22 protein-coding genes are annotated in these 26967 nt (G+C 30.9%); 17 read left to right on the top strand and 5 right to left on the bottom strand.

Features of this window, described 5'->3' with window-relative positions; translation table 11 throughout:
• Positions 1 to 18 precede the first annotated feature (18 nt).
• The 8 genes from N4A68_08840 (at position 19) to N4A68_08805 (ending at position 10059) form a co-directional block, all read left to right on the top strand.
• Positions 19 to 1887 carry a helix-turn-helix domain-containing protein gene (locus N4A68_08840; protein MCT4564409.1) on the top strand — a complete coding sequence of 623 codons (1869 nt, stop codon included), beginning with the start codon at positions 19 to 21 and terminating at the stop codon, positions 1885 to 1887.
• A gap of 227 nt (positions 1888 to 2114) precedes the next feature.
• Positions 2115 to 3389, top strand: coding sequence for a hypothetical protein (locus tag N4A68_08835; GenBank protein ID MCT4564408.1), 1275 nt, complete (start codon positions 2115 to 2117; stop codon positions 3387 to 3389).
• A 232-nt stretch (positions 3390 to 3621) separates the two neighbouring features.
• Positions 3622 to 4773, top strand: a complete 1152-nt coding sequence (locus N4A68_08830) for a sensor histidine kinase (GenBank protein ID MCT4564407.1) — start codon at positions 3622 to 3624, stop codon at positions 4771 to 4773.
• Positions 4774 to 4797: 24 nt separating this feature from the next.
• Positions 4798 to 5445 carry a response regulator transcription factor gene (locus N4A68_08825; GenBank protein MCT4564406.1) on the top strand — a complete coding sequence of 216 codons (648 nt, stop codon included), beginning with the start codon at positions 4798 to 4800 and terminating at the stop codon, positions 5443 to 5445.
• 137 nt (positions 5446 to 5582) lie between these two features.
• On the top strand, positions 5583 to 6581 hold the full coding sequence (locus tag N4A68_08820) for a hypothetical protein (protein MCT4564405.1): 999 nt from the start codon (positions 5583 to 5585) through the stop codon (positions 6579 to 6581).
• A gap of 11 nt (positions 6582 to 6592) precedes the next feature.
• Entirely contained in the window at positions 6593 to 7528 is a 936-nt protein-coding gene (locus N4A68_08815) for an ABC transporter ATP-binding protein (GenBank protein MCT4564404.1), read from the top strand.
• Between the two features lie 13 nt (positions 7529 to 7541).
• On the top strand, positions 7542 to 8897 hold the full coding sequence (locus N4A68_08810) for an ABC transporter permease (GenBank protein MCT4564403.1): 1356 nt from the start codon (positions 7542 to 7544) through the stop codon (positions 8895 to 8897).
• Positions 8890 to 10059 (top strand): ABC transporter permease, encoded by a 1170-nt coding sequence (locus N4A68_08805; GenBank protein ID MCT4564402.1) that lies wholly within the window; start codon positions 8890 to 8892, stop codon positions 10057 to 10059. Before N4A68_08810 ends, N4A68_08805 begins: the two co-directional genes overlap by 8 nt.
• 81 nt (positions 10060 to 10140) lie before the next feature.
• On the opposite strand, the gene N4A68_08800 is transcribed toward N4A68_08805, so the two are convergent.
• The 3 genes from N4A68_08800 to N4A68_08790 form a co-directional block, all read right to left on the bottom strand.
• A complete protein-coding gene (locus N4A68_08800) occupies positions 10141 to 11013 on the bottom strand; it encodes a hypothetical protein (protein MCT4564401.1) in 873 nt (290 codons plus the stop codon).
• A 428-nt stretch (positions 11014 to 11441) separates the two neighbouring features.
• Positions 11442 to 12164, bottom strand: a complete 723-nt coding sequence (locus tag N4A68_08795; protein ID MCT4564400.1) for an alpha-ribazole kinase — start codon at positions 12162 to 12164, stop codon at positions 11442 to 11444.
• Positions 12154 to 12651 carry an ECF transporter S component gene (locus N4A68_08790; protein MCT4564399.1) on the bottom strand — a complete coding sequence of 166 codons (498 nt, stop codon included), beginning with the start codon at positions 12649 to 12651 and terminating at the stop codon, positions 12154 to 12156. Before N4A68_08790 ends, N4A68_08795 begins: the two co-directional genes overlap by 11 nt.
• A 170-nt stretch (positions 12652 to 12821) precedes the next feature.
• Here N4A68_08790 and N4A68_08785 point away from each other — a divergent pair, with 170 nt between their 5' ends.
• The 9 genes from N4A68_08785 to N4A68_08745 all read left to right on the top strand — a co-directional run bounded on the left by N4A68_08785 (position 12822) and on the right by N4A68_08745 (position 22993).
• Positions 12822 to 13517, top strand: a complete 696-nt coding sequence (locus N4A68_08785) for a DUF421 domain-containing protein (protein MCT4564398.1) — start codon at positions 12822 to 12824, stop codon at positions 13515 to 13517.
• Positions 13518 to 13712: 195 nt separating this feature from the next.
• A complete protein-coding gene (locus N4A68_08780) occupies positions 13713 to 14393 on the top strand; it encodes a DUF421 domain-containing protein (protein MCT4564397.1) in 681 nt (226 codons plus the stop codon).
• Positions 14394 to 14624: 231 nt separating this feature from the next.
• Complete coding sequence (locus tag N4A68_08775) at positions 14625 to 15611, top strand: acyl-CoA dehydratase activase (protein ID MCT4564396.1); 987 nt, start codon at positions 14625 to 14627, stop codon at positions 15609 to 15611.
• Positions 15612 to 15686: 75 nt separating this feature from the next.
• Positions 15687 to 16679 carry an acyl-CoA dehydratase activase-related protein gene (locus N4A68_08770; protein ID MCT4564395.1) on the top strand — a complete coding sequence of 331 codons (993 nt, stop codon included), beginning with the start codon at positions 15687 to 15689 and terminating at the stop codon, positions 16677 to 16679.
• Positions 16651 to 17754 (top strand): CoA protein activase, encoded by a 1104-nt coding sequence (locus N4A68_08765; protein ID MCT4564394.1) that lies wholly within the window; start codon positions 16651 to 16653, stop codon positions 17752 to 17754. Before N4A68_08770 ends, N4A68_08765 begins: the two co-directional genes overlap by 29 nt.
• A 474-nt stretch (positions 17755 to 18228) precedes the next feature.
• On the top strand, positions 18229 to 19188 hold the full coding sequence (locus N4A68_08760; GenBank protein MCT4564393.1) for a sensor histidine kinase: 960 nt from the start codon (positions 18229 to 18231) through the stop codon (positions 19186 to 19188).
• Complete coding sequence (locus N4A68_08755) at positions 19185 to 19841, top strand: response regulator transcription factor (GenBank protein ID MCT4564392.1); 657 nt, start codon at positions 19185 to 19187, stop codon at positions 19839 to 19841. The genes N4A68_08760 and N4A68_08755 overlap by 4 nt, the downstream gene beginning before the upstream one ends.
• Before the next feature lie 193 nt (positions 19842 to 20034).
• Positions 20035 to 21723, top strand: coding sequence for an AarF/UbiB family protein (locus N4A68_08750; protein MCT4564391.1), 1689 nt, complete (start codon positions 20035 to 20037; stop codon positions 21721 to 21723).
• Positions 21724 to 21820: 97 nt separating this feature from the next.
• Positions 21821 to 22993 (top strand): MFS transporter, encoded by a 1173-nt coding sequence (locus tag N4A68_08745; GenBank protein MCT4564390.1) that lies wholly within the window; start codon positions 21821 to 21823, stop codon positions 22991 to 22993.
• A gap of 38 nt (positions 22994 to 23031) precedes the next feature.
• Here N4A68_08745 and N4A68_08740 read toward each other — a convergent pair whose 3' ends face one another.
• A complete protein-coding gene (locus N4A68_08740; GenBank protein ID MCT4564389.1) occupies positions 23032 to 24297 on the bottom strand; it encodes a hypothetical protein in 1266 nt (421 codons plus the stop codon).
• A 46-nt stretch (positions 24298 to 24343) separates the two neighbouring features.
• Positions 24344 to 26842, bottom strand: coding sequence for a DUF2339 domain-containing protein (locus N4A68_08735; protein MCT4564388.1), 2499 nt, complete (start codon positions 26840 to 26842; stop codon positions 24344 to 24346).
• Between the last annotated feature and the right edge of the window lie 125 nt (positions 26843 to 26967).

Raw genomic sequence — 26967 nt, 5'->3', positions numbered from 1 at the left:
AAAGGTGGAAAAAAGATAATGGATATGTTAGAGAATAAAGTTAAAAGACTTGAAGAGCTTTTTCAAGCTAGTAAGATACTTAATTCTACTCGGGATATGGACTATGTATTGGATTTCCTTTTGGAGAAATCCCTTGAATTAATAAAGGGAGGAGATACTGGAGTTATTTTTCTGTACAATAAGGATACAGGCTTCCTCGAAATAAGAGCATTTAAAGGCTTTGATCATAGTATTACTAAGGCTAAGCTTTATCCTGGAGAATCCATGACAGGAATCGCTTTTCTGAAACAAAAACCCCTATTTTTCAGTAATTTTAAGGAAACAAAAGAAGCTATGGGGACGATGAGAGATGAAAATATAAAAATACTAGAAAAGTCCCTGAAAAAAAAATCAAGTAATCTTCTAGAATCCATATGCTGTCCATTGATCTATAGGGAAGAATGCATAGGTGTAATAGTTATAGATAATTTTGAAAATCATGCTTCCCTTACGGAAGATGATGTATCACTGCTTGAAGCAATATCTATACAAGCGACTATAGCTATAATCAATGCCCAAAACTATGAAAGACAATTAAGAAATAATATTGAACTTGAAAAATATAATAAGATGTTGGAGTCTGAAAGAAACAAGTATAGATATTCTACAGGGCTCCACAGTAGATTCACGGAAATGGTATTAAATGGATGCACAATTGAAGATATTCTTCTTGAGGTATCAACATTACTAAAAAGAGACGTATTTATAATTGATTTGTTTTATAATATAAATAATTATATTTTCAACTACTATTCTAGTTTTGATACCATCAAATCAATAGATTATAATTTTACAAGGTATTTAAGAGAAAGTGAAAGATCAAAGTATTTTTATGGGGAGAAGGACTTGTATTTTTATTTCTCTCCCATAATGGTCAATAAGGACACATTGGGGTGGCTTTGTGTTGTATCAGACAATGACCATTATCCAGAACTCGATAATATTACAGTAGAAAGAAGTGTGACTATACTTGCCCTTGAGATGTTAAAGATAAGTGAGCTTAGCAATATGGAACAAGCCCTTAAAGGAGATTTTCTTGAGAGTCTTATTACTAATCAGAACAAGGATTATATAATCAAATGTGCCAAAAACTATGGATTTCGGTTTGATAAGAAGCATCGAATAATAGTAATTGAGGTCGAAAGGGATAAGGAAGTTAATGACCAAGAAAATTATGAAAAGGAACTAAAAAAATATATAGAGTATTATTATAATTCCGTTAGCCAGAAGATAAATAAAATTTTTTCAAATCCTATAACTTTAATTAAGGGCAATAGAATTATTGTTGTACTTCAATTTAGTAATGGCAATAACAGAGATAAGATAGAGGTTTTTTTAAAGGATATTGTGACGGAAAATAATGTGAGCTTTTTTAGCAGGTACGGAAAAAAGAAGGTTAGAGCAGGAGTTAGCGACGAAATTAGTGGTCTCAAAAGCTTTAAAACCTCCTACTATAATGCCATACAAGCTGTGAGGATGACTAGGAACATGGCAGGAGAAAGCTTATATATATTTTATGATGACCTACATGTAAAGAAAATACTTTTAAACAATGATAAAAAGGATCTTGAGTATTTTATTTCAAAAACCCTTGGGGCTCTCTTAGACTATCAAAAAAATACAAGGGATGAATATCTTAATACACTCAAAATTTATATAAAGAGTAACGGAAACTGGACCTATACTAAGGATTATCTTCATATTCATGGGAATACCCTTAGCTATAGGTTAAAGAGAATAATGAATCTATTAAATGTAGATTTAAATAATTATGATCAAAGACTCAAGATACAGATAGCCTTTGAGATACTTGATATACTTCCAGCTATGGATAAATTGAAAAATTAGTATAGGAGTTTTTAAATTTGCTTATAGGACTTTTTTCCTAATTTGATAGAATGAAAAAATAAATAAACAAATTAAGACAAATTTCGACAAAGATTTATAAGTAAATTTGGTAAGATATATTATAGAAAATTTATAAGGGCAAACTTGTCTTAGAGAAGCTATTGAGTTGTTTTTCTAAATAACTGGGAGATTTGAGTTGCCGTTAATTCTAATTGAGGAGGCATTTTATGAAAAAAACTATAAGATTTACTGTATTTATTGTTATGCTATCACTTCTATCTGCTATTTTTACGGGCTGTGATTTTAATGAATTAAGGGTGATGGATAGTCTTCAAAAAAATAATGAAATAAAATCAATGGAAAGCAGTACAGAATTAAAGATGAGTATGGACCTCATTGGAGCATCAGAGGAAGAACTACAAGAAGCCTCTCAAATGCTCAGTCTAGTTAATAATTCTAGTATTACTATTAATCAAAAAACTCAGCAAGATAAAGAGAAAATTAAAGGACAAGTAGATTTAAACATTGATTTAGGTGGGATGATAACAAATACCTCAGTATGGGTAGATGCAGATACTTCAATTGATAATTTTAAGTTAAAAGAAATAATAAAATTACCGCCGATTTTGATGATGTCTATGCCGGAAGAAGATATGGAAAAAGAATATTTAGTTCTAGATTTTGAAGAGTTAATGCAAGAAGTAAATGAAGAACGAAGCCAAGAAGAAAATATAGATATGAGTCAATTAAGGGATTTAGTAAAATTTAATAATGAATTCAAGAAAAAATTCAATGAATTTTTAAAGGAGTTTGCTAAAGATCTTGATTTTGATGAAAAAATTATAAAATACAAAGGTATAGATAGGGTAGACGGAGCGTCAGTTAAAGTATATGAGCTTAAGATAGATGATAAAACCTTTAAGAGATTTATTAAACAAGTTGCCTATGCACTCATAGAAAGTGATTCATCTAAAGAGCTTTTACATGAATATTTTACTTATATTGAAGAGAGCATAGGGAATATTGATTCAGCAAATCCGGAGGAACTGGAAGAACTAAAAGGCTATAGTGAATTATTTAATGAAGGTATATCAAAGGAAGAAAAAGAAGAATTATTAAAAAATATTGATGAGGTGTTTGAGTCCTTTAAAGATATTCAGATTATAGGAGAGAAAGGAATAGTTATACAACTAAAAATTAATAAAAAAGGATATATAGTAAACACTTCAGGAAATATAAATATAGCATTTGATGCTGAAGCTTTTAATGATTATTCTAATGAAGGTGAAGACATTTTAGTAGAACAAGAAACAATTCCTACTATGGATATAAATATTGAATTTGATTCTAAAATTACTAATATAAATAAAGATATATATATTAAATTTCCAAAGACGACATCAGATAATTCAATAAATTATATGGAATTAATGAAGGCAGAACAAGAGCCGCGTCTCGAGGATACTTCAGATTCAATTAATATTGAAAATGGACAAGAGTAATATTTAATGGCAAAAAATATTTGAACAAATATTTATTAAGATGAATATAGTTAGTTATTATTAAAGGGGTTGTCTCAAAAGACAATCCCTTTAATTAGTTTTAGTCAATATACAATATGCCGAATAGGATTATCAAAAAGGACTTCTTCAATAATCTAAGGTTTATATAGAGGAATTCTATTAGAAAACTAGAATTTCTCTATATATAGTATACTTTGAAGGAGTAATAAAAATGAACTTTGGAAAAAAAGGATTACTTAGCTTAATTAAAATAGTCTTTCTAATGCCAATTTTCTATATGGCAGTTTACTTTGAAAATGTTTCTGGAATTAGGCTGTATAGACTTACCGGAATATTTGTCATATATATAATCTTAGGTATCCTTAGAAAGCTTTTTTATAAAAAGGAACTATTATTAAGCATCTCATTTCTAATAGATATATTATTAGTATTTCTTTTGGAGCATAATTCTAGATTTCTTATAAATTACTTTTTTCATTCCTTTTATATTGTCATACTATTAGAGGTTTCCTTAACCCTTAAAAGAGATAAAAGCTTGGTAATTAGTATAATAACTGTTGGAGTATCACTAGTAAAGTATATATTATTAATATCCTACGATAACAATCTTGCAAATTTATCTCAAATAGCATTCTTTATACTTGTAAATGCTTTGATATTAGTTATAGTGAATTTTGCACAATATAATAAGGAAGAAAAAGAAAAAAAGGATATATTATATAGTGAGCTATTAAGTACCCATAAAAAGCTAAGGGAGTACTCAGAAAAAATAGAAGCCCTAGCAGTAATAGAGGAAAGAAACCGTATAGCGAGGGATATACATGATACCCTTGGACATAATATGACAGCCCTAATAATGCAAATGGAAATGGCTACCCATATGATGGATGAAGATATGGATAAATCTAAGGAATTGCTTAATAGTGCCAAAAGGATGGCACGAGATGGCTTGTTAAGTATAAGAAGAGTAGTTGAAACTCTTAGAGTAGAAGAAACAATAGGGAAAACAAATTCAATAGGAGAATTGATAGATGAATTTTCTATTGCAGCAGGTATAGAGATAGAATTCAAAATCATTGGAGAACATGTAAGTACAAACCGTGATATAGATACAACATTATATAGAATTGTTCAAGAAGCTTTAACTAATTCTGTAAGACACGGAAAAGCGACTAAGGTAAAAGTAGAAATTAGATATAACAAATATATTGAATTCTATATAAAGGATAATGGTATTGGAACAGAAAGTATAAAAGAAGGCTATGGATTAAGGGGTATGAAGGAAAGAATAGGTAGCTTAAATGGAAAAGTTGAATTTGAGTCAAAGAATGGATTTATCGTTAAGGGATATTTACCAAAATAGAAGCTAGGTGTTGGGAGTGAGGAAATGATAAATGTACTTCTTGTAGATGATCAAGAAATATTAACAGAAGGGCTTAAAATGATATTGGGGAAGGAAGATGATATAAATATCTGTGGGATTGCAAATAATGGGAAGAGAGCATACGAGCTTTGTAAATGGAATAAACCCAACATAGTCCTTATGGATATCAAAATGCCCGAGATGAATGGAGCTAAAGCCACAGGGCTCATAAAACAAGATTTTCCAGATGTTAAGGTCATAGTACTTACAACCTTCAATGATGATGAATATATATATGAAGCGCTTAAGAATGGAGCATCGGGATATATATTAAAGGATGCAACTCCTAGGGAGATAGCTAATGCCGTTAGAACAGTGTACAATGGAGGAGCCTTAATACAACCAGAGGTAGCATCAAAGGTTATAAGCAAATTTTCTGAGATGGCAAAGGGCAATGGAATTAGAACGAAGGACAGTAGAGCAGAAATTTTAACGCCTAGGGAAAAGGATATATGTAGATTAGTTGGAGAAGGAAAGAATAATAAGGAAATATCAAAGGACTTATATCTTAGTGAAGGAACAGTTAAGAACCATATAACTAAAATATTAAATAAGCTTGAATTAAGAGATAGAACACAGCTTGCTATATTTGCAGTAAGAAATGATCTATAAAGAATATATAATATAAAAAACATGTGCAAAAAGTCATGGGTTTATAAAGAAATAGGTGAAAAGGGATACAAGAATAAGTATCTCTTTTTTTATACAATATAATTAGGACAAAGAATGAAGAGGATGGAGGAATTAGATTGAAAAGAATATTGTTAATAATATCGGTGAGTATATTAATAGTGTCGTTAATAGGCTGTCAAAGGAATGATTTTGAAGATTATATACAGTCTATTAAAAAGACGAGGGAGATCGAAAAGGGCCAGCAGTCAATGGATATGAAAATGAATATGGACTTTGATACCGAAGGGTTATCCAGTGAAGAAATAAAGGATATAAACTATTTTAAAAGCTTTGAATCACAATTAAATCTAATCTATGATAATGAAGCCGATAAAACCATAGCAAGAAACTATTATAATTTTGGGGGCATAGGCTTTGATACAACCTTTTATGATGATGGAGAGAAGAGATTTATTCGAATGCCCATAATAGGAAAGTATTTAGTGCTAAGTGAAGAATTTACAGATAATTATTCAAAGGATGTAGATGGGAAAAATGAATATATCTCTAAGAAAACTATTGAGGATATTAGGAACAAGTGGCTTACTACTATAAAAAGTGATGATGTTTTTGTAAGCAAAGATAGCTTTATGACTACTCCTAATGGAGAGGTAAAGGTTAGAAAGTATACTGTGAATCTAACGGGAGAACAGTTTAAAAACCTTTTAAGTGAATCTACCGATATTTTACTGAAGGACGAGCTTCTTAAGGAAACTATAGAAGAATATATAAACAAGGGTCGCAAAAAGCATAAAATATCTGATGTATCTAAGCTATTAAATGATTTTAAAGAAGGATTAAAGAAAAGTAAAATTGATAATCTATCATATGTAGCTTATATAGATATAGACGGATATATAGTAAAGGAAGAAATAAAGTTTGATTTAAAATTTATAGGAAGTGATTTTTATAATATAAATGGGTTTAAGTATGGGCTTGAAATTAATCGATGGGATATTGAAAGCGAGCAAAAATTTGAATTTCCAGAGTTTACAAAGGAAAACACCCTTGATCCAGAGGAAATAGAACAAGGTATACCATTTATGTTTGAAAATATTTTTGATAAGAATGAATAGGAGGTATGGCTATGGCTTTGCTTAAGGTTATTGATTTACAGAAGAATTTCAAAAATACAAAGGCAGTGGATGGAATAAGCTTTGAAGTTAATAAGGGTGATGTGTTTGGGCTTCTAGGCCCAAATGGTGCTGGAAAATCTACAACTATATCGATGATATCTACTCTTATGGAGCCAAGCAACGGAGATATAGTATATAAGGGAAAGAGTATACTAGAGGATCATAAGCCTTTGCAAAAAAGTCTTGGAGTTGTGCCTCAAGAAATAGCCTTGTATCCAACCTTAACGGGCTATGAAAATCTAAGATTTTTTGGAAATGTATATGGTCTAAAGGGGAAAGGGCTGAAAAAAAGGATTGAAGAAGTAGCTGAAATTATAGGTATAAAGGATAGGCTCAAGGATAAGGTTGAAAAGTATTCTGGGGGTATGAAGAGGAGAATAAATATAGGTGCTGCTCTTTTACATGGGCCTGAGCTGCTTATAATGGATGAGCCTACAGTTGGAATAGATCCACAGTCAAGAAATCATATACTAGATACTGTTCTTGAGCTTAATAAAGAAGGAATGACTATTATTTATACCAGCCATTACATGGATGAGGTAGAGTATTTATGCAGCAGGATAAGTATCATGGATAAGGGTAAGATCATTGAATGTGGAACTAAGGATGAGCTTATAGATATTATAAAGGGTGATAAAAGAATTAACTTAAGATTTGATAAGATAACAGATAATCTTATCAGAAATATAAAGGATATAGACTATATTGATAAGGTTGAATCAATAGATAATGAGATAGAAATTACGATCCATAATGGACATGACGTTTTTAAGGATATTATTAATAAGGTTAGTGAAACCCATAGCAATATACTTTCAATAGATGTCAAAAAACCTAACCTTGAAGAAGTGTTTTTACACCTAACTGGTAGAGCGCTTAGGGATTAGGGGGAAGATATATATGAGGATAATGGATATGTTAAGGAAGGACTTGAAAATAATCCTTAGCGATAGAAAGGCTTTGGCCATTATGATATTTATGCCAATAATTCTTTCTACCATATTGAGCTTCGCATTAGGTGGTTCATTTATGGATATGAATGAAGGGAATATCTCAAAATTTCATTTAGCTATAGTTAAAAAATATGATATGGATAAAGATATAGATAATATTAACAATAGCTTGACCAATGGTCTAATTGGTGAAAATTTAAATTACAATGAAAGTAATGATCTTATTAAGGCGGCTAAGGAATTAAATATTGAGGAATTATTTTTTGATAAATTTCTAGGCAACAATAAACTCAAAAAAATAATTGACTATAGAGTTGAAGATGAAGAAACGGCAATGAAGCTATTAAAGAATAAAAAAATAGCAGGGGTAGTTATTCTACCTGAAAATTTTGTCTATGATATGACTATTAACTTCATTACTCCTTTTAGGAATAAAGTTAGTATTAATGTGATTGGAAACCCGGAATATGCTATGGGACTACAAGTGGTTGAAGGAGTTATGTCTGGATTTACTGATAAAATATCTTCAATAATAATTGGTAAAAATGTTTTCTTGGAAACTGCACTTGAGGAAGGCATAGAAAAAACTGTATTTGAAGATATGGGAATTATAGTTAAGGAAATAGAAAAAAGTATAGAAGATATAGGAGCAAATATTGGTTATATACAGCTTGAGGGTAAAAAGTCAATTTCAAGCTTTGATTATTATGCAGCAGCTATGGCAACTATGTTCATGCTATTTGCAGCTGGATATGGAAGTAGAACATTGTTAGAGGAAAAGGACAATATAACTTATCAAAGAATGATTATTGCTGGCACTTCAAAGTGGAAGATTGCAGCGGGAAAATTTTTTATGGTATTTATTTTCTCCCTACTACAAATGACTATTATGATATTTTATTCAAGTCTTCTTTTTAAAGTAAACTGGGGTAATTTAGGGTTAGTAGTCATAATAAGTCTATGTACTATGTTTGCTGTAGCAGGACTTGGAACAATGATTGCTGCCGCTACCCTTAAAGCTGGAAACTATAAAATGTCCATGGTTTTCGATAATATAGTAATTCAGGTAATGGCCTTGATTGGAGGAAGCTTTGTACCCTTTGAAATGCTACCCAAATTCATGCAAAAACTAAGTATTCTATCAATAAATGGTATTGCGTTAAAGTCCTATTTAAAGTCAATGATGGGATATGGTATAGGAGAAGTAAAGATATATTTGTTGGTTCTTTTAGGATTAGGAATAGTGTTTAATTCTATGGCAGTATATATTTTGAAATGGAAGGATGGAGCAAAATATGTTTAGTATAATTAAGCTAAGATTTTTAAGGCTTAGGGATGATTATTTACCTATATTACTGCTAACTGCTATGGCATTAGGTCTAACAGCAATTTTTGGAGCTTCTGATGTTGATAGCTATAAGCCAAGGGTTTTAGTAATCAATGAAGATCAAGGTAAATACTCACAACTATTTATAGATGAATTAAAAACAAACTCCACCTTCCAATATGAAATGAGTGACTATAACACGGCTATAAAGCTTGTAGACGAGGGCGAAGCTTTAACGGCGTTCATTTTAAATAGTGATTTTAGTAAAAACATAGATATGGGTAATGCACCGGGTATTGAGATTTTAAAGATAAAGGAAGATCGCTACATCTTTACATTAGAAAATATAATGTCAAATATTTCAAATAAGATGATAACAAACATCAAAATATCTGAGGTTACAGCGAATTATATTAGCAGTTCAAAAAATATCCATAGGGAAGAAATGGTCTCTAGGATTTATTCAAAGGCCAAAGAAAGTTGGAAATATAAAAAGCCCGTAGATGTAAAAAAACAAATGATCAATGTGGAAGGTACTAGGAGCTATAATCATCTAAAGCATATGATGATAGGCTTTGCTATATTTTTCTCTACTTATACAGCGGTATTTAGCATAGGGACTATACTTAATGATAGACAATATAATATATGGCAGAGGATGTTGATTTCTCCCATATCAAAGTTTTCATTATTAGGTGGGAGTATGGTGGCGGCCTATATAATAGGAGTTATCCAGCTTAGCGTATTAATACTTGGAGGTAAATATTTATTTAATATAGATTGGGGTTCGAGTATATTAGGAATTATCATGATAGCAGGAACCTTTGTATTCACCATAACCGCCTTAGGGCTATTGCTCTCAGGGATTGTAAAGACATATTCTCAGCTATCAGCTATTACTCCAGTAGTTCTTACTAGTACTGCAATGCTAGGTGGATGTATGTGGCCCCTAGATATAATAAACTCAAAGGTATTACTAACCATTGCAAATTTTGTTCCTCAAAAGTGGGCAGTTGAAGGTATGGAGAAAATAGCAGTGGCAGGATATGGTTTTGAAGCTGCTATTATGCCATCTGTGATATTACTTGGAATGGGTATGGTCTTCTTTATGATAGGTGTGAAGTTGGTTAAAGTTTGAGTAAAAAGAAATAAAATTGAAATACGTAAAATAAATAAGTTTTGAGCCGCTATTTTAGTAGCTCAAAACTTATTCATCATTTTAATCAGCTTCTAAATCATTAAATCCATTACCATCATTAAATATACTTTTCCTTCGATCATGATATATTACAAAGAATATTACTTCAAAATAAAGGGACAAGAACGCTTTTATAATAGTGATAAGTATAGAAATAACTCCAATTGTTCCAATGGAAAATGGTATGTACTTTCCAAAAACATGTAGATTATAAGTTTTTCCTCCATGTTTACTATGGAAGGGTAGATTAATTGAAGCGCCATTATCACCATTTTTATGAGAATTTTTATCATTCGTGAATATGGCTTGTAATAGGTTTATTACAAAAACAAGACCAAAATGTTTTTTTACAAAGGAGAAGCTTAGCTTAAAGGATTTAATAATATTACAGTCTTCGTAAACTAAGATTGTTTCCCAAAGACTTATAAATAGGATAAATATAATTACAGGAATACTAAACAATATGAGTAATGTGATAGTTAAACCAGAGCTTTTAGTCAATATGACCGGTACAACAATTATAAGAAGTACTAGAAGTAATATACCAGAAAATATAAGCCCTCCTAAAAATATTCTTCCAGTATATTTTTTAGCTCCTACCCAGAAATCATCCATACTTACTTCATTAATATCAACTGCTTGTTTTATCATATTAAAATTACCAGCAGAAATAAATAATTCAAGCACAATCATTATGAGTACACCTAAAAGGATTAACGATATCATACCAATATTTAAGGAAACTATTGAGTCCGGTACTCCAATGCTTGCTATAATGCCTAGGGTAAACACTATGGAGAGTGCAAGGCTTATTAGTGTTGGAACAAATAGTATAGGTTTTTGAAAAATGAGCTTGAAGCTTTTTTTAAAATAATTCCAAAAAGAATCGTACATGGTTACCTCCTAATATAACCCGTATCATTCATGGAAAGTCTCAAAAAATTTATGGGGATTTTGATTTCTAAGGCTTTTATGGGGTCTGATCCCATAGTCCAACGGTGCATACAGAACTTAATGAATATTCTAGAAACAAGAAGTAAAATCTTGAATTTTCTATGAATAATTTGGGTTAAATATATTTGTATGTATAATATATTCTATCAAGCCAAATTAATACCTTTTTACTTGAGGAAATTTCATAACTCTTACTTGGCAGAATTGCATAATATATATGTTATAGTTCTTAAGGTTTTTTAACTATATATAGTAGATAGTTTTTGCAGAAGGTAATTATGCAATTTGCTCACTTAAGTTAATGTAATAAAAATGTAAGAATTCAAATGTAAAATAAAGAAGGATTTCATATTGCCCTTGGAAGTATCCTAAAGTATCCTTCCTATCAGATTAATAGGGGCCTCAAAAGCATCATTTAATTTATTTTTACTTATAATTATTATGACAGTACATGGGCCTGCAGACTTGTAAATATCTATGTGTAAATCATTTAAAGGTTGAATTTCTACACAGTATTGTCTACAAAGTTTATCGATCTCTCCCATTATTCCAGCTGAGCCGACTGGGATAACCTCTTTTATACCCTTTTCAGCTAAAATATTATTTAGGATTTTTATATTACATATTAATTCCTGATTTTCTAAAACTTCATTTCCAATGCTGGGAATCCCTATGGAATAGACATAATCTCCCCTTGATATGTCTTTGAGTAAAATATCATTTTTATTTATAAGTCCAATAGCTGTTATACCAAGGGCTGTCATGGTAGTTGGCATATTCTTTTCAGTGCTTATTGTAAGGGGGATATCAAGACCCGCCTCCGACAGCTCATCTTCAATGCCCCCTATGATTTCATTACCGGTTGGTGTAGGTTCGTTACATATATTTACTGTGAGACCCACGGGCTTAGCTCCTATAGATATAATTTCCATAAGACAAACCCTAGCAGTATATTTTCCTGTGATACTATATGGAACCCTTACAATATCATTTTCTTTTAAGCCTATAGCACCACATGAATCACATGCTATGGTCAAATACTGATCTTGATTCAGCTTTATAAAATCTACATCTCTATGGCTATATCTCATTTTTGAGATCCTTTAATCTATTCTTCAGTGGTATATATACTACAATTGAAAGAATTACGTTTAAAGTACTTGCTATTAATAAAAATGGAGTTATACCAAGGAAAAATGGCCAACCAAACTGAGGAAATAAAAGCAATGCAAGTGGAGATACAACACCGTTTACTAATATTCCAAGGAATGCTGCTACAAATACATTGATTTTTTCATACGTAAGTCCATACAAATAAACGGATATAAACATCATAAATGCTACTATTAAATGAACTGGAAGTGAAAGTGGGAAACCTGTATTTGCAGAAGTTAAAATATGACCTAAGAATCCAACTACGCCACCCAAACCTCCACCAAAAACAAGCCCTGCTAGATATCCAGCCATAGAATCAAAAGCTATACTTCCTACTGGGCTAGGGATCTTGATATAGGCTCCAATAAAACTAAGGGCTATAAACATTGCCATCAATACCAGTTTTTTTGTGTTGTTTTTCATTATTAATCCTCCTAGTTTTGAATTTGTCTCTATAAGTATAGTATTTTTCATTTCTAAATTCAATTTAATTTTTTTGCTATATATCTTACTAAATTTAGAAATAATATATTAAGTGAGCAAATCCCATAATCACCCTATGTATTATTTCTTTTAGTGAAAGGATGAAATTATTGGAGCTATCATTTTTTTGGAATTTGACCCATGAATTAATCTTAGGTTTCTTTGCTCTTTTATTAATCACTAAGATTTTAGGAAAGACTCAGATAAGCCAGGTGACACCCTTTGATTTTATTTCTGCCCTGGTATTAGGAGAATTATTAGGTAATGCAATTTATGATAAAGACATAAATCTATTTATGATTTTATATGCCGTATTTTTATGGACATTTTTAATATATATGATCGAAATAGTTACTCAAAAATTTAGAAAAACTAGAAAGTTTTTTGAAGGTAGTCCCTCGATTTTAATTAGAGATGGTCAAATTGATTTTGAAGAACTTAAGAAGGAAAGACTAGATATAAATGAACTTATGAGTTTATTAAGGGGAAGGGATATATTTTCCGTGAGAGAAGTGCAATATGCCATCTTAGAACCCAATGGGTCATTAAGCATATTAAAAAAGCCTAAATATGATACACCAACTAAGGCTGAGTTGAATCTACCTAATAAAACAGCTTATTTACCCGTAGCATTTATATTAGATACAGAAATCATGGAGGATAATCTTAAGACTTGTGGACTTGATGAAGAGTGGCTTCAAAATGAGCTGAGGAATAATGGTATAGATGATATAAATCAGGTTTTTTTTGCTGAATGGAAATGTGATGAAGGATTACATATTGTGACTTTTAAAGAAAAAAAATGATATTTCAACCCATATTATTCATAGAAAATTTAAAACTCTGCTACGTCCTTTTGTTTCTAAGACATCCATCAAATTCTCAACGTACCGTCTAGGTATGCCTTCGAACTTGATAAACCTCTTAGAAATCAAAACTACTTGCACTTTTTCAAACATTCTATGAATAATATGGGTTTAAAGAAGGAGATATTGGCAAATATGAGGTTTATGAATACAGCTGGGGAATTGATTTTAGGATTCATGGCACTGTTCCTTATTACCAAAGTTATTGGACGAAGACAGCTCAGCCAGATTACTCCATTCGACTTTATTTCTGCAATTGTACTGGGGGAATTATTAGGCAATGCAATATATGATAGGGATATTGGGATAACCTATATCCTAGGCACGCTATCCCTATGGGCGGTATTAATGCTTTTGGTTGAATTACTTTCACAAAAGTTTTTAAGCCTCAGGGGATTTTTAGAAGGAAATCCTTCCATAGTCATACGTCATGGCATGATCGATAGAAAGGAGCTAAAGAAGAATAAGATAGATATTAATGAACTGGAAAACCTACTTAGGCAGAAGGATGTATTTTCTGTACGTGAGGTAGAATATGCTTTATTAGAGGCAAATGGGAAACTAAGTGTTCTCAAAAATTTTAAATATACTCAGCCTACAGCCGATGATTTAAATTTGGCTGAAAAACCCGTATGCTTACCGGTTACATTAATTAGTGATGGAAAAATTCTATGGGATAATGTTATGGATTCTGGATTCGACAAAAAATGGTTGCAAAATCAATTGAATCAACAAGGCTTTAGTGATGCCAAGGAAGTATTCTATGCTGAATGGAAAGATGATGAGGGAATGCATTTTGTACCATTAAAAAAGTAGAGGATGATTAATTTTTGTATTTTTGTCAATAATATAAGGCATATGAAAAAATAAACAAGTCAAGTTGGGAAGTGATTTTGATTATTTTCTAGGTACTCAGTCACATGCATACTCACTGTATGTAAGTAATCGAATATGGGGGAGAAGAATCAAAAGGACGAGTAAGATGACTAGTTTATTTTTTGAATGTGCTTAAAGCTAATGATATAAATAAAATGGAGGGTAGCAAAGATGAAAGAGTGTTATCTTGGCGTTGATGTGGGTTCGGTCAGCACAAATATTGTTGCTATGGACCAAAATAAAAATATAATGGATACTTTATATATAAGAACAAAGGGGAAACCCATAGAAGCTTTGAAAAATGCATTGAAGGAAATGAAGGGAAGATTGGATAAGGATATTCAGATACTAGGACTGGGAACTACTGGTAGCGGAAGATATTTAGCTGCTACTATGCTGGGGGCTGATATAGCTAAAAATGAAATAACAGCCCATGGTATAGCTGCATTAAATATTATACCTGATGTGAAAACTATCATTGAAATAGGTGGACAGGATTCAAAAATTATTCTACTAAGGGATGGAATTGTATATGATTTTGCTATGAATACAGTTTGTGCAGCGGGGACAGGATCATTTTTAGATAGACAAGCGGAAAGACTAGGTATTCCTATACAGGATTTTGGAAGCCTTGCATTAAAATCTAAGGCTCCAGTTCGGATAGCAGGTAGATGTGCAGTGTTTGCAGAATCAGACATGATACATAAGCAGCAGCTTGGACACAATCAAGAGGATATCATTAATGGACTTTGTGAAGCCATGGCAAGGAACTATCTAAATAATCTTGGGAAAGGGAAGGAGATAAAGGCTCCTGTCATTTTTCAGGGAGGAGTTGCCGCTAATATAGGAATAAAAAGGGCATTCGAAAAAATGCTTGGGTGTGAGATTATAGTTCCTAAGTTTGCCAAGGTTATGGGAGCAATTGGGGCATGTCTTTTAGCTAAGAATGAAGTTGATAAAACAGGGAAAACCAAATTTTTAGGATTAGAGGTAGCCGACAGTAGCTTCAATGTTAAAAGCTTTGAATGTGAAAACTGTCCTAATATGTGTGAGGTAGTTGAATTTTATAGGGATGGAAAGCTAGTAGCTAGGTGGGGAGATAAATGCGGTCGATGGAGCAATGCTAAGATTAGACAAGATGATGAAAAACTAGCATAAATAGGTGGTAGCTTTAATATATTCATGTTGTCAGTAAAGTAAACAACAGTCTAAGTAGAATAATGGAGGTAAGTTATGTCTATAAAAGTAGGAATTCCTAGGGCACTTCTTTTTTATGAGTACCATAGTCTATGGATATCCTTTTTTGAGAACCTAGGTGCCCAGGTTGTAATATCAAAAAAAACAAATAAGGGAATTATAGATAATGGAGTAAAAAGCACCGTTGATGAAGCTTGCTTGCCTGTAAAAATATTTCATGGGCATGTTTTATATTTAAAGGATAAAGTGGATTTTATCTTTATACCAAGGATAATAAGTATTAATAAATACGAATATATATGTCCAAAATTTTGTGGTCTGCCCGAGATGATAAAGTATAATATAAAGGATTTACCTAAGATTATTGATACTGATATAGATTTTAGAAAATCTAATGAAAGTTTGAATAGAACTATCATAGAAATAGGGCGGTATATTACTAAGGATAAAAATAAAATAAAAAAAGCCTTTGAAGAGGCCCTTAAACAATATAATGAATATAATTCACTGATAAAAGAAGGACTTTTGCCTATGGATATACTAAATAATCATAGAACAAGGCAAGAAAATAAAGTGAATAATAAAGAAAAAGTTTTAATCCTAGGGCATCCTTACAATATATATGATCCATATTCAAGTATGGATATAATCAAAAAGCTTAGGGGATATAATCTTTCGGTTTTAACTTGTGAAACTTTAGATAAAGACGTTATTAATCAAAAAGCACAGACTTTAGATAAGAAGATGTTTTGGAGCTTTGGAAGAATAATATTTGGGACTGCACTTCATGCTATAGAGGATAATGAAGTTTGCGGTATTATCTACTTATCATCCTTTGGATGCGGATTAGATTCTGTTATAGCAGATATTGTAGAAAGAAAAATAAGAAGGAGCTGCAACAAGCCCTTTACTTTGTTGACTATAGATGAACATACTGGAGAAGCAGGAGTGGATACTAGGATCGAAGCATTTGTAGATATGATTAGATGGAGGAAAAAGCATGAAAATAACCTTTCCGCATATAGGTAATTCGTACATACCCATTAAAGCAATGTTTGATGATTTAGGAGTAGAAACAATAGTACCCCCAAGATGCAGTAAAAAAACTTTAGAACTTGGAACAAAATATTCTCCAGAATTGATATGCTTACCCCTCAAAATTACTCTGGGTAATTATTTAGAGAGTATAGAGAAAGGAGCAGATACAATAGTTATAACCGGGGGCTGTGGGCCATGTAGATTTGGTTACTATTGTGAGGTTCAAAGGGAGATACTAAAGGATCTAGGATACGATGTGGACATAGTTGTCATAGAAGCTCCCCAGGGAGATAAAAGCGAGCTTCTTCGCCGTATTAGTAAACTAGCTAATACGAAAAATGTTATAAAAATAGGGAAAAGCCTAAAAAATGCAATTACTATATTGAAAAAATTAAATAAACTTGAAGAAATGGTGCTTGAAATAAGACCCTATGAAATTAGTGAAAATAAAATTGATGATATATATAATGGTGTTATTAAAAATCTAGAGGCAAGTATAGGCTCAAAGGAAATGATAAATCATTTGAATAATGCTTTAGGAGCAATACAAGAAGTACCATTAGATAGAAATAGAGATGTTTTAAAGATAGGACTAGTTGGTGAGATATATACAGTCATAGAGGATTTCTCTAATTTAGATATAGGTAAAAAGTTAAACAAGATGGGAGTAGAGGTTCATAAATCCCTTTCAACAGGGGAGTGGATTACGGATATGCTATTTTACAGAAGCCTAGGGCTATCAAAGGAAGCAAAAATATGGGAAGCTGCTAAGCCCTATGTTAAAACGTGTATTGGAGGTCATGCCAGGGAAACCGTAGGGAATACAGTATTGTATTCTCAAAGGGGATACGATGGAGTGATACAATTGATGCCCTTTACCTGTATGCCGGAGATCGTTGCAATGAGCCTTATGCCAAGTATACAAGTTGATAATAATATTCCTGTTTTAACCCTAATTATAGATGAAATGACTGGAGAAGGAGGATATCTTACTAGACTAGAGGCATTTATTGATTTACTGAGAAATAGAAAGGAAAAAAAGCAATATGAAGAAGTTTTATCTTAGGTTTGATAATTTCTAAAGGATAATCTCCAGAGATTAGATATGGAGTGTTTTAGAATGAATCGAGTTCGATGTTTTGAAATTTTAACCCTTAGCTAGTACTGATGTACCCGCCAAGTCGGTAGGATTTTAAATGACAAAGAAATTCGTCATTCTGGGACACTCCTTTTTATGATTTATCAAAGCTAAATTAAAAGCCAACTAGAAATTTTGATATAATAAAGTAAAGCTATATAAAGGAGAATTTAAATGTACAAGTATAGTCGATATGCTTTTTATATTAAGAATGTAATAATATGTATAATTTGTATAAACTTATTTTTAAGTTTTGAATATATGTCTTTAAAAGCATTTTGTGTGATAGGAGTTTTTATTGCTTTAATCATAAATGATTATCTTAGATATAAATTTTTCTATAGATACTATAATAAATATTATATTTCTTTTTTAATTTCATTTATTATTGGAGTATGGTTTTTGTTTACATATAATGATTTCTATTTTTATGCCCTTCTTTTTGAAATGTTAATATTCTTCAATAAAAAAGTTCTAAAAATATTTCTGATAACCCATATTCTCATTTTCTTAGGTAGTAGACATATTTACTCAAATGATGTAATATACCATATATTTTTAGCTGATTATTGGAGAAAAAATGGATTGGATTTTTTGCAAAGCACATTGTTCTATATAATGGGTATTTGTATATTCCTATATATTAGAGCTGAATGGAAGGGAAGAATTGATGCACAGAACCTAAATGATGAGCTTAATCGGGCCTATGATAAGCTCAAAGAATATTCATCAAAGGTTGAAGAATTAACCATAGCCAAGGAAAGAAATAGAGTAGCATCTGAAATACATGACTCACTGGGACATTCTCTTACGGCACTTATAATGCATTTAGATTTTTTGGAAAATGTAGTGGATAAAGATACTGAAAAAACTAAAGTCATGATATCAAAATGTCAAAGCTTAGCCAGGGGCAGCATGGAGGGGTTAAGGAGGGCTGTTTATGCACTAAAGGAGGAAGAACATTCCAAGGGTTTGAAGACATCAATAAATGAACTAATAGATAATTTTATAATTAATGAAGGTATAAAAATAAGACTTGCTTTAGAAGAATCCATAGAAAACATTTCTCCAGATATAAAAAATATAATATATAGGACTGTTCAGGAGGGATTGACTAATGGGATTAGACATGGAAAAGCCACAGAAATTTCAATAGATATATTTTACAAAAATGATGGTATAGAGTTTAAAATAAAGGATAATGGCGTGGGATTAGAAGAAATAGCCATGGGAAATGGCCTTGGTAATATTGAGAAAAGGATAGATTTAGTAGGTGGAAGGGTCACATTTAGTAGCAGGATACATGAAGGATTTTCGATAGATGCTTATATACCTTTAAAGGAGGTTAAGACAGTAGTATGATAAGGGTTATGATTGTGGATGATCAAGGGCTTATAAGGGATGGCTTAAAAATGATATTAAGTCTTAGTGAGGATATAGAGGTTGTTGGAGAGGCTGTTAATGGTGAGGAAGCAATTGATATGTTAAGTAGGGTTAATCCCGATGTAATTCTTATGGATATTAGGATGCCTGTGCTTAATGGAGTTGAAGCCACTAAAATTATTAAAGAAAAATTTCCGGCGGTTAAGATTCTGATATTGACTACCTTTAATGAAGATGAATATATTTTTGAAGGTTTAAAGTATGGTGCCGATGGATATATGCTAAAGGATGTAAAATCCGATGAGATTATAAAGGCTATAAAAGAGGTATATAAAGGGAATGTACTTTTACAGCCAGAAATAGCCACAAAGGTTGTAAGGGCCTTTAATAATATAAGCAACCATAATGAAATAGATGATAATCGAGAAATTGAAAAATCCATAAAGAATCTAACTCCAAGGGAGCTAGAAATATCAAACCTGGTAGCCGATGGAAAAAGTAATAGGGAGATTGGTAAAGTGCTTTTTATAACTGAAGGAACTGTAAAAAATCATTTAACGAGAATATTAGGTAAATTGGAGCTAAGGGATAGAACCCAATTGGCCCTTTATATTAATAAAAATATGAAATGATCAAAGTAAATTACTATATAAAACAAAAAATCAAAATTTTTTTATGCTAATATACTAAATGATATAATAATTTTCCGAAATGAAGATAATATTAAGGATAATAATCCAAAGTGTCTTAGATAAAGTACTATAATGCTCTTAGGACATATATGAGAATTATTGGATATTATTTATTAATAGGTTGTGATAAGAATTGATAAAAATCAATCGATATAAACATATAAAGAGATATAAAGAAATAGCTAGAGTTTTTATAAAACATGGCTTCGGGACATTGTTAGATCAACTGGGAATTTTAAAGTACCTAGATATAAAAAAGAAAATAATGAATAAAGAAGAGAAAGATATACAACAATCAATTGGCCAGCGGCTCAGATTGGCATTAGAGGAACTTGGGCCAACCTTTATAAAATTGGGTCAAATAGTGAGTATCAGACCAGATATATTATCTGAAGATATTATAAATGAATTAGAAAAACTTCATGATAATGCTTTACCCTTTTCCTTTGAAGAAGCTAAAGCATGTGTTGAGTATGAACTAGGGGAAAAGTTAGAAGATATCTTCATTAATTTTGATGAAAAGCCTTTGGCAGCGGCTTCCATAGGTCAAGTACATTTAGCAAAACTAAGGGATGGCAAACAAGCCGTGGTAAAGATACAAAGACCGAGGATAGAAATAAAGATAGAAGAGGATATGAGAATACTAAAGGATTTGGCCGGGTTTATTGATACACATACAAAGTATGGCAAATTATATAATTTTACTACTATGGTAAAGGAATTTGAGAATATATTAAAGAATGAATTAGATTTTAGAGTAGAGGGAGAAAATACAGAGACCTTTAAAGCAAATTTATCAAAGGATAGACAAATTATTATTCCGTCGGTTTACTGGGATTATACAACCAGATGTATATTAACCCTAGAATATATAGATGGGATTAGCTTAAGTAAAGCTGAATTATTAAAAAAAGAAAATATAGATACTAAGGGTATTGCAAGAACCATTTCAAAATCAATACTTGAGCAGATATTACGGGATGGAATCTATCATGGGGACCCCCATCCAGGAAATATTATGGTTTTACCTGATAACAAAGTTGCATTCTTGGATTTTGGAATGATTGGGAAATTAAAGGGGGAGAGAAGGAAGCAGTTTTTAAAGATATTATTAGGAGTCGCTTTTAGAAATAGTAAGCTTATAGTTGAAGCTATAACGGAGTTAAATGTAATGACTAAACGCTCAGAAATAAAAAAGCTGCAATATGAAATAGACAGTCTAAGGGATGAGTATATTGAATTGCCGTTAAATGAAATAAAGCTAACTGAGATTTTTAATAAAATTTTTGACTTGGCATTTAAATATAACATAAAAATGCCTAATGAGTTTACCATGTTAGTAAAAACTTTAGGGACTACGGAAGGTGTTGTTGAAAGACTTGACCCAGAGTTAAATATATTAGAAGTTGCTGAGCCCATTGCTAAGAAACTTATGTTCAACATATTTTCGCCAAAAACAATCAAGAAGGATATACAAGAGGGGATATTGGATTATAGTAGTCTTTTAAAGGATTTCCCCAATTTTATTCTCAATTTTTTTAAAAAAATCGAGGATGAAGATTATACTTTGCATTTTGAGCTTGAAAGCACTAATAAAATTTTAAAACGGTTTGATAAAATAACCAATAAGGTTTCTTTTAGTATCGCTTTATTATCCTTAAGTATTATTATAGCAGGACTCATTATAGGTTTTGGAATGGCTGCCAGTGTTGGAACAGAAGCATATCTATTTAATTTGTCGATTTTAAAGCTTGGATTAATTGCTGCTGTAGTTATGTATTTATGGTTGATATTTTCTATATTTAAAACTGGACGATTTTAATATAAGAAGTAATAGTGACCAAAACCATTACTTTAGTGAGATGTAAAATAACTATTCGTATATTATACTAAACCTATAAAAGCTGGAGGTGTAATTTATGGATAGATTAAAAGGGTTAAAAAAGCCCTTATACCTAGTATCTCTTCCCAACTTTTTTTTAGGTTTAGTACTACCTATATATGCATTAAAACTAGGTTCTAATGCAGTTGAGATAGGTATGCTTTTTTCTGTTTTTTCTTTGTTTAGCATTTTCATGAGACCCTTAGTTGGTAGATGGATAGATAAAAGGGGAAGAAAGAATGGGGTCATAATCGGTATGGCTACATATGCCTTCACTAGATTATTATTTCTAGTGGGGGAGACCTACGTATTTCTATTTATAGCCAGAATATTTCAAAGTATAGCAGCTTCATTTATGTATATAAGCTTAGATGCAATGGTTTCGGATGTTAGTAATATCAATGATAGAAGTACTAATTTTGGTATGATATCTCAACAAGGCAATAGGGGAGGATTTATAGGTAGCTTCATTGGATTCACAATATTATTTTGTCATAGTGACAATAATCCCTTTAAATTAATATTTGCCATATATTTTATTGCCTCCATACTAGCCCTTTATTTTTCTTCAAAGGATATAAAAGAAACCCTAACAGAGGGAAGAAAAGAAACAAAAGCTAAGGTCTTGATCAATAAAACATTTATTAAGTATCTCATAATAATAGGTATTTTGGCCTTGGCTAATGGAATAACTACGCCTATATTTGTAATATATTTAAAGGATCATATTACTAAGGATTTAAGCTTAATTAGCTTTATGTTTATACCCGGAGGCATATTATCTATGTATCTTCCTTCAAAGCTTGGGAAATTGGCCGATAACTTTGGTAGGAAAAAGCTGATGATTGGTGGATTGATATTGGAAGCAGTATTTACATTTTCAATACCCTTTACAAGAGATTATTATTCCTTTATCATTCTATATACATTAATAACTGCTTCAGGTATGATGAGTGTTCCAGCACAAAGGGCATTAGTGAGTGAAATAACTGGAGATAGCAATAGGGGCAGGTCATATGGCTTATATCATTTGATTGTTGGCTTAGGAGGTATAATTGGACCGCTAATAGGGGGTAGCATATATCAATATATTAATAAAGATATAGTATTTTTTATAGAAGCAGTAGGGCTTTTGATAGCAATAGTGTGCATTGGATTTTTTATTAAAATAGATAATAGGGTTTCCGGTAGGGATATATTAAAAATCTAGGAACTAGGCAAAAATCAAGACCCCCGTATCAGAGGTCTTTAAAATTTGATTTTTTTGATAATAATTAAGACTAATAAAATTGAAATAACGACAATGGTTATATTGAGTATGAGATTGTAGTTTATTTCCTTATCAGTCTTTTTTTCATGAATATCCCGTTTTACTATGTTTAGAAGGGTACAAAGCTCCTGGTCTTCGTTTTCAATATGGTCTTTATAGGCTTCTATATCATAGTAAGGTCTATGTGCATCTATATTGCCGAATAAAATTTTATAACTATTAGTCCCATCACCTTTAAAAACTATCTTATCCACTAAATAACGGGTTTTGATATTATCGATATTTATGGGGACATCATCGTTATTGTAGATAACTATTTTTATAGATGTAGGATAGGGTTGATAATTTTCATATACTCCTAGGTTTATATTTGTTTTTGTAGCTTTAAAGTTTTTTAAATCTATTTGATAAATTTCCCCAGAACTAAATTGTTTAAATTCTTCTTGATTATTATTCCTATAGAAAATAGAGTATTTCCTTTTGAAAGCATCCTTACTTATAATTGATATATCCCTTAGCTTTAGACTATTTTCATTGTTTAAATATATTATAGTGTTATTTTCTTTAGAATCTACTTTTATTTCATAATGGGCATTCTTTTCATCTGTATATTCCCTATATGTAATTTCTTTATGGTTATAGATAAGCTTTAAATTGTCAATGATAGTGTTTTCCATATCATCAAGAAAAATAATTCTATAATATGTGTATTTAAAAATGTTATTGAGCTGTATATCAAGTTTTTCAAGATCATTTATTCTATACACAGTATCTTCCTTTATAAAGTCCCATTTGATATTGTCATAGCCACCATAAATTTCTACTTTTTTTAAAAAATTATTTTTATTAATATCTAAGATTATCTTACTTCCCAATATATCAATATTTTCATCATTTGGGATAACTTTAAAATCTATGTACTTTTTATTATACTTAGTATCCATATGGGAATGGACTTGTTCAGAAGTATGTTCAATAAGAGATTCTATTGAATTATTAATATATTCATTATAAATATAATAGGGAAGATACTGATTTTGTTCATTCACAATTCTAATGTCCGATAAATTGTTTTTCGAGTATCTATAGATTTCCTCATCTAAAAACAAGGATTTATATAAATTCTTATCTTCATGTTTGATTTCTTTATGATATCTCCAATTATCTATGTTTTCATCTGCAAAACTTATAGAAAGAGATGATAACATAAGTATAGAAACGACTAAGAATAATATTCTTTTCATGGTGTGACCCCCTAACCAATAAATTAGAATCAAGTATTTTTACTCTTTATGGTGAAGGTTGTTTATCTAAAGAACTTCTGAGTTTTTGATATATAAATGAAATTCCTACTAATATTATGCCGAAACAGAAGTATGCAATAATCCTACCCGTAGTATCTAAATAGGATAAATCAAATATAAATAGCTTTCCAGTAGCAAATATTGAAAGTCCAAGGCCAAATCTTCTTAGCATCATAAATCTTTGCTTGAAACCATAGATTATATAGATTAATGACATTGCTATAAAAAATAAACTTATTATTAGATTGATATTATTCAGATCAAATTGATATATGAGAAAAGAGGTAACAACTCCTAGGAAATAAATTGCCATGGATAGTGGATAAAAATCTAAACTAAATCCTTTATTTCGTAGTAGTCTTATGATTAGGTCCTTCACACTAAAGAAAACAAAAATATTATAAGTGATAAGAATTATTATTGCTGTAATTTTTTGTGCGTTGTTTTCCATGGGATTATAGGCAAAGATGTTTAAGAATATACATAGTAAATCGGCAATAATATATAAGGCAATAGATATACCAGTAATTATCTTATCCTTGATGAGTTTTACCTTAGATATTCCATAAGAGAATAGGATTGTTACTAGGGCCATTGAAACTAATATATAAAAGGTATAATAATAACTATACAGATTTATATATCCATCATAAAGTCTATAGGTTATTCTTAAAAGATAAATCCAACTATTTATAGTAGCGAAGTATTTGTAGTAAGTTAGAAATTTTCCTTTATTACTATATTTGAATAATTCGCTTTGATTGAGTTCGCGTATATATAAGGCAAGAACATAAACGACACCTAGGCTCATTAAAGTATATCTTAAATCAAAATATTCAACCTCCATCCAAGGAAAGAAGTCTAGTATCATAAAGCTAATAAAGCATAAAGTAAAAACAAACCATCCAGCTATTTCCATTTTGGTTTCATTAGCTCTTGAGGCGAAGGTTATAATTAAGATTGCTTCTATTAACCAGCCAAGGGATGACCATTCAATACCAAATTGGAAGGGTATCATAAGTATTGCAAAGGTCATGGAAGTTATATAGAATAAAGCCAGAGTCCTTTTTTCTTGTGAGGCATTTTTTCTTATAATTTGCCCAAACACCAAATATGTGAGGGCATAGATTAATGCAAGGAAACCTTTATACGAATGGTATCCGGATATATCAAAGAGTCCATAGACAAGTAGACAATTAGTTACGGTATTAAGTCCTAACAATATTACGTCAATAATTTTAAGTTTGATTTTTTCTCTGATTGGATAAAGAAGTGTAATCCCTAAATACATAACAAATGTTAAAATTGCATATCCTATGCTTATTATTTGACTTGGGGATTCAAAGGATAAATATACAAGACAAGGAATATTTAATATAAAGCTCAAATAATTTATGTATATCCACCGTTTATTTAAGGATAATGCAAGAACCAATAGATTTAATAGAAGCAAATATCCCATGGCTATATAGACCTGATTTCCCAATATGTTTTCAAATAGAACGTAGCTAAAAAATGGTAGATAACCCCCAACAAGGGAAATGCCACATATGGTCATTGAAACATATCTTTGGGACAATACTAAGGATACGGTTGTGATGAGAACCGATATCAAAATACTAACAGGCATATTTAATATTTTAAGAATAAAGTAGCTGCTAAAAACTGAAAGATATAAAACCCCCGTACCTCCACCGCATAAACCAAGGGCAAAGGTATTTTTACCCTTTCGGTTTAACAATTCTCCACCTATTAGAAGAAGTGCCCCAAAAATAAAACCAGATATACCCTTCATATAACTATTGAACCATGTTGAATATGTATATTTCATTGCTGTACCAACGGCTAATAAGAGAAGAATTATCCCAGCTTTATTTATCCAGTTTAGTCCAATCTTTACTTCTATATCATTATGCTTTCTTTTTTTCTCAATAATTTCTTCACTGATTCCTTCATTCTTAAGTTCCTCATATTCTCTTTTTAGTTCATCAATAATACTATTTTTTTCATCTTTCAGTCTATTTTTTTTATCTTGAATTCTATTATTTATTTTCAACTTAATTTCGTTTATATTAGCAAGAATATCTTCTTCATCATTATCTAACTGGGAGTCAATTATTTTAGATATATTATTGAGTTTAGTAATGGCTTGTGTCTCTATGGATTGTAGTTTGTTTAGATTTGAATTTGTTTTCTTATCAAAATATAGCTCCATTTTTTTTCTAGAGGCATTTAAGATACTAATTTTTTCATTTAATATTTGATCAGTTAAAGCGGCCTTTAAGCTCATATTTTCTTGGGATATTTTTTTAGAATGGGACTGTATTTCCCTCAGTTTTTTCTTGTGACCTTCAATTTCTTTTTTAAGTTTGAGATTTTCATTGATGGAATTATCAATATTTAGTTCTTTGATAAGTTCCTCATAGTCTTTGATAATTTTTTTTTGATTATTTAACAGACTATCCATTTTATCTTTTATTTCCATAGATACCTCCCTTATAGGCTAATAAAAAGTATAGATATTCCAGTTAAACAATTAATTTATACACATCAAAACTCCCTAGAATCATCGGATATTTTGAGATGTATAAATTAAGCTTAACTTTTGGG

The organism is Maledivibacter sp., from assembly GCA_025210375.1.
Taxonomy (GTDB): Bacteria; Bacillota; Clostridia; order Peptostreptococcales; family Caminicellaceae; genus JAOASB01.
Note: the sequence above shows the minus strand (reverse complement) of the source record. Positions and strands in the feature narration are given on the sequence as shown.

Bases quoted from the DNA above. Each gene is read 5' to 3' on its own strand.
- N4A68_08840 (MCT4564409.1), top strand. From the start codon at position 19: ATGGATATGTTAGAGAATAAAGTTAAAAGACTTGAAGAGCTTTTTCAA.
- N4A68_08835 (MCT4564408.1), top strand. From the start codon at position 2,115: ATGAAAAAAACTATAAGATTTACTGTATTTATTGTTATGCTATCACTT.
- N4A68_08830 (MCT4564407.1), top strand. From the start codon at position 3,622: ATGAACTTTGGAAAAAAAGGATTACTTAGCTTAATTAAAATAGTCTTT.
- N4A68_08825 (MCT4564406.1), top strand. From the start codon at position 4,798: ATGATAAATGTACTTCTTGTAGATGATCAAGAAATATTAACAGAAGGG.
- N4A68_08815 (MCT4564404.1), top strand. From the start codon at position 6,593: ATGGCTTTGCTTAAGGTTATTGATTTACAGAAGAATTTCAAAAATACA.
- N4A68_08810 (MCT4564403.1), top strand. From the start codon at position 7,542: ATGAGGATAATGGATATGTTAAGGAAGGACTTGAAAATAATCCTTAGC.
- N4A68_08805 (MCT4564402.1), top strand. From the start codon at position 8,890: ATGTTTAGTATAATTAAGCTAAGATTTTTAAGGCTTAGGGATGATTAT.
- N4A68_08800 (MCT4564401.1), bottom strand. From the start codon at position 11,013: ATGTACGATTCTTTTTGGAATTATTTTAAAAAAAGCTTCAAGCTCATT.
- N4A68_08795 (MCT4564400.1), bottom strand. From the start codon at position 12,164: ATGAGATATAGCCATAGAGATGTAGATTTTATAAAGCTGAATCAAGAT.
- N4A68_08790 (MCT4564399.1), bottom strand. From the start codon at position 12,651: ATGAAAAACAACACAAAAAAACTGGTATTGATGGCAATGTTTATAGCC.
- N4A68_08780 (MCT4564397.1), top strand. From the start codon at position 13,713: ATGAGGTTTATGAATACAGCTGGGGAATTGATTTTAGGATTCATGGCA.
- N4A68_08775 (MCT4564396.1), top strand. From the start codon at position 14,625: ATGAAAGAGTGTTATCTTGGCGTTGATGTGGGTTCGGTCAGCACAAAT.
- N4A68_08770 (MCT4564395.1), top strand. From the start codon at position 15,687: ATGTCTATAAAAGTAGGAATTCCTAGGGCACTTCTTTTTTATGAGTAC.
- N4A68_08765 (MCT4564394.1), top strand. From the start codon at position 16,651: ATGAAAATAACCTTTCCGCATATAGGTAATTCGTACATACCCATTAAA.
- N4A68_08755 (MCT4564392.1), top strand. From the start codon at position 19,185: ATGATAAGGGTTATGATTGTGGATGATCAAGGGCTTATAAGGGATGGC.
- N4A68_08745 (MCT4564390.1), top strand. From the start codon at position 21,821: ATGGATAGATTAAAAGGGTTAAAAAAGCCCTTATACCTAGTATCTCTT.
- N4A68_08740 (MCT4564389.1), bottom strand. From the start codon at position 24,297: ATGAAAAGAATATTATTCTTAGTCGTTTCTATACTTATGTTATCATCT.
- N4A68_08735 (MCT4564388.1), bottom strand. From the start codon at position 26,842: ATGGAAATAAAAGATAAAATGGATAGTCTGTTAAATAATCAAAAAAAA.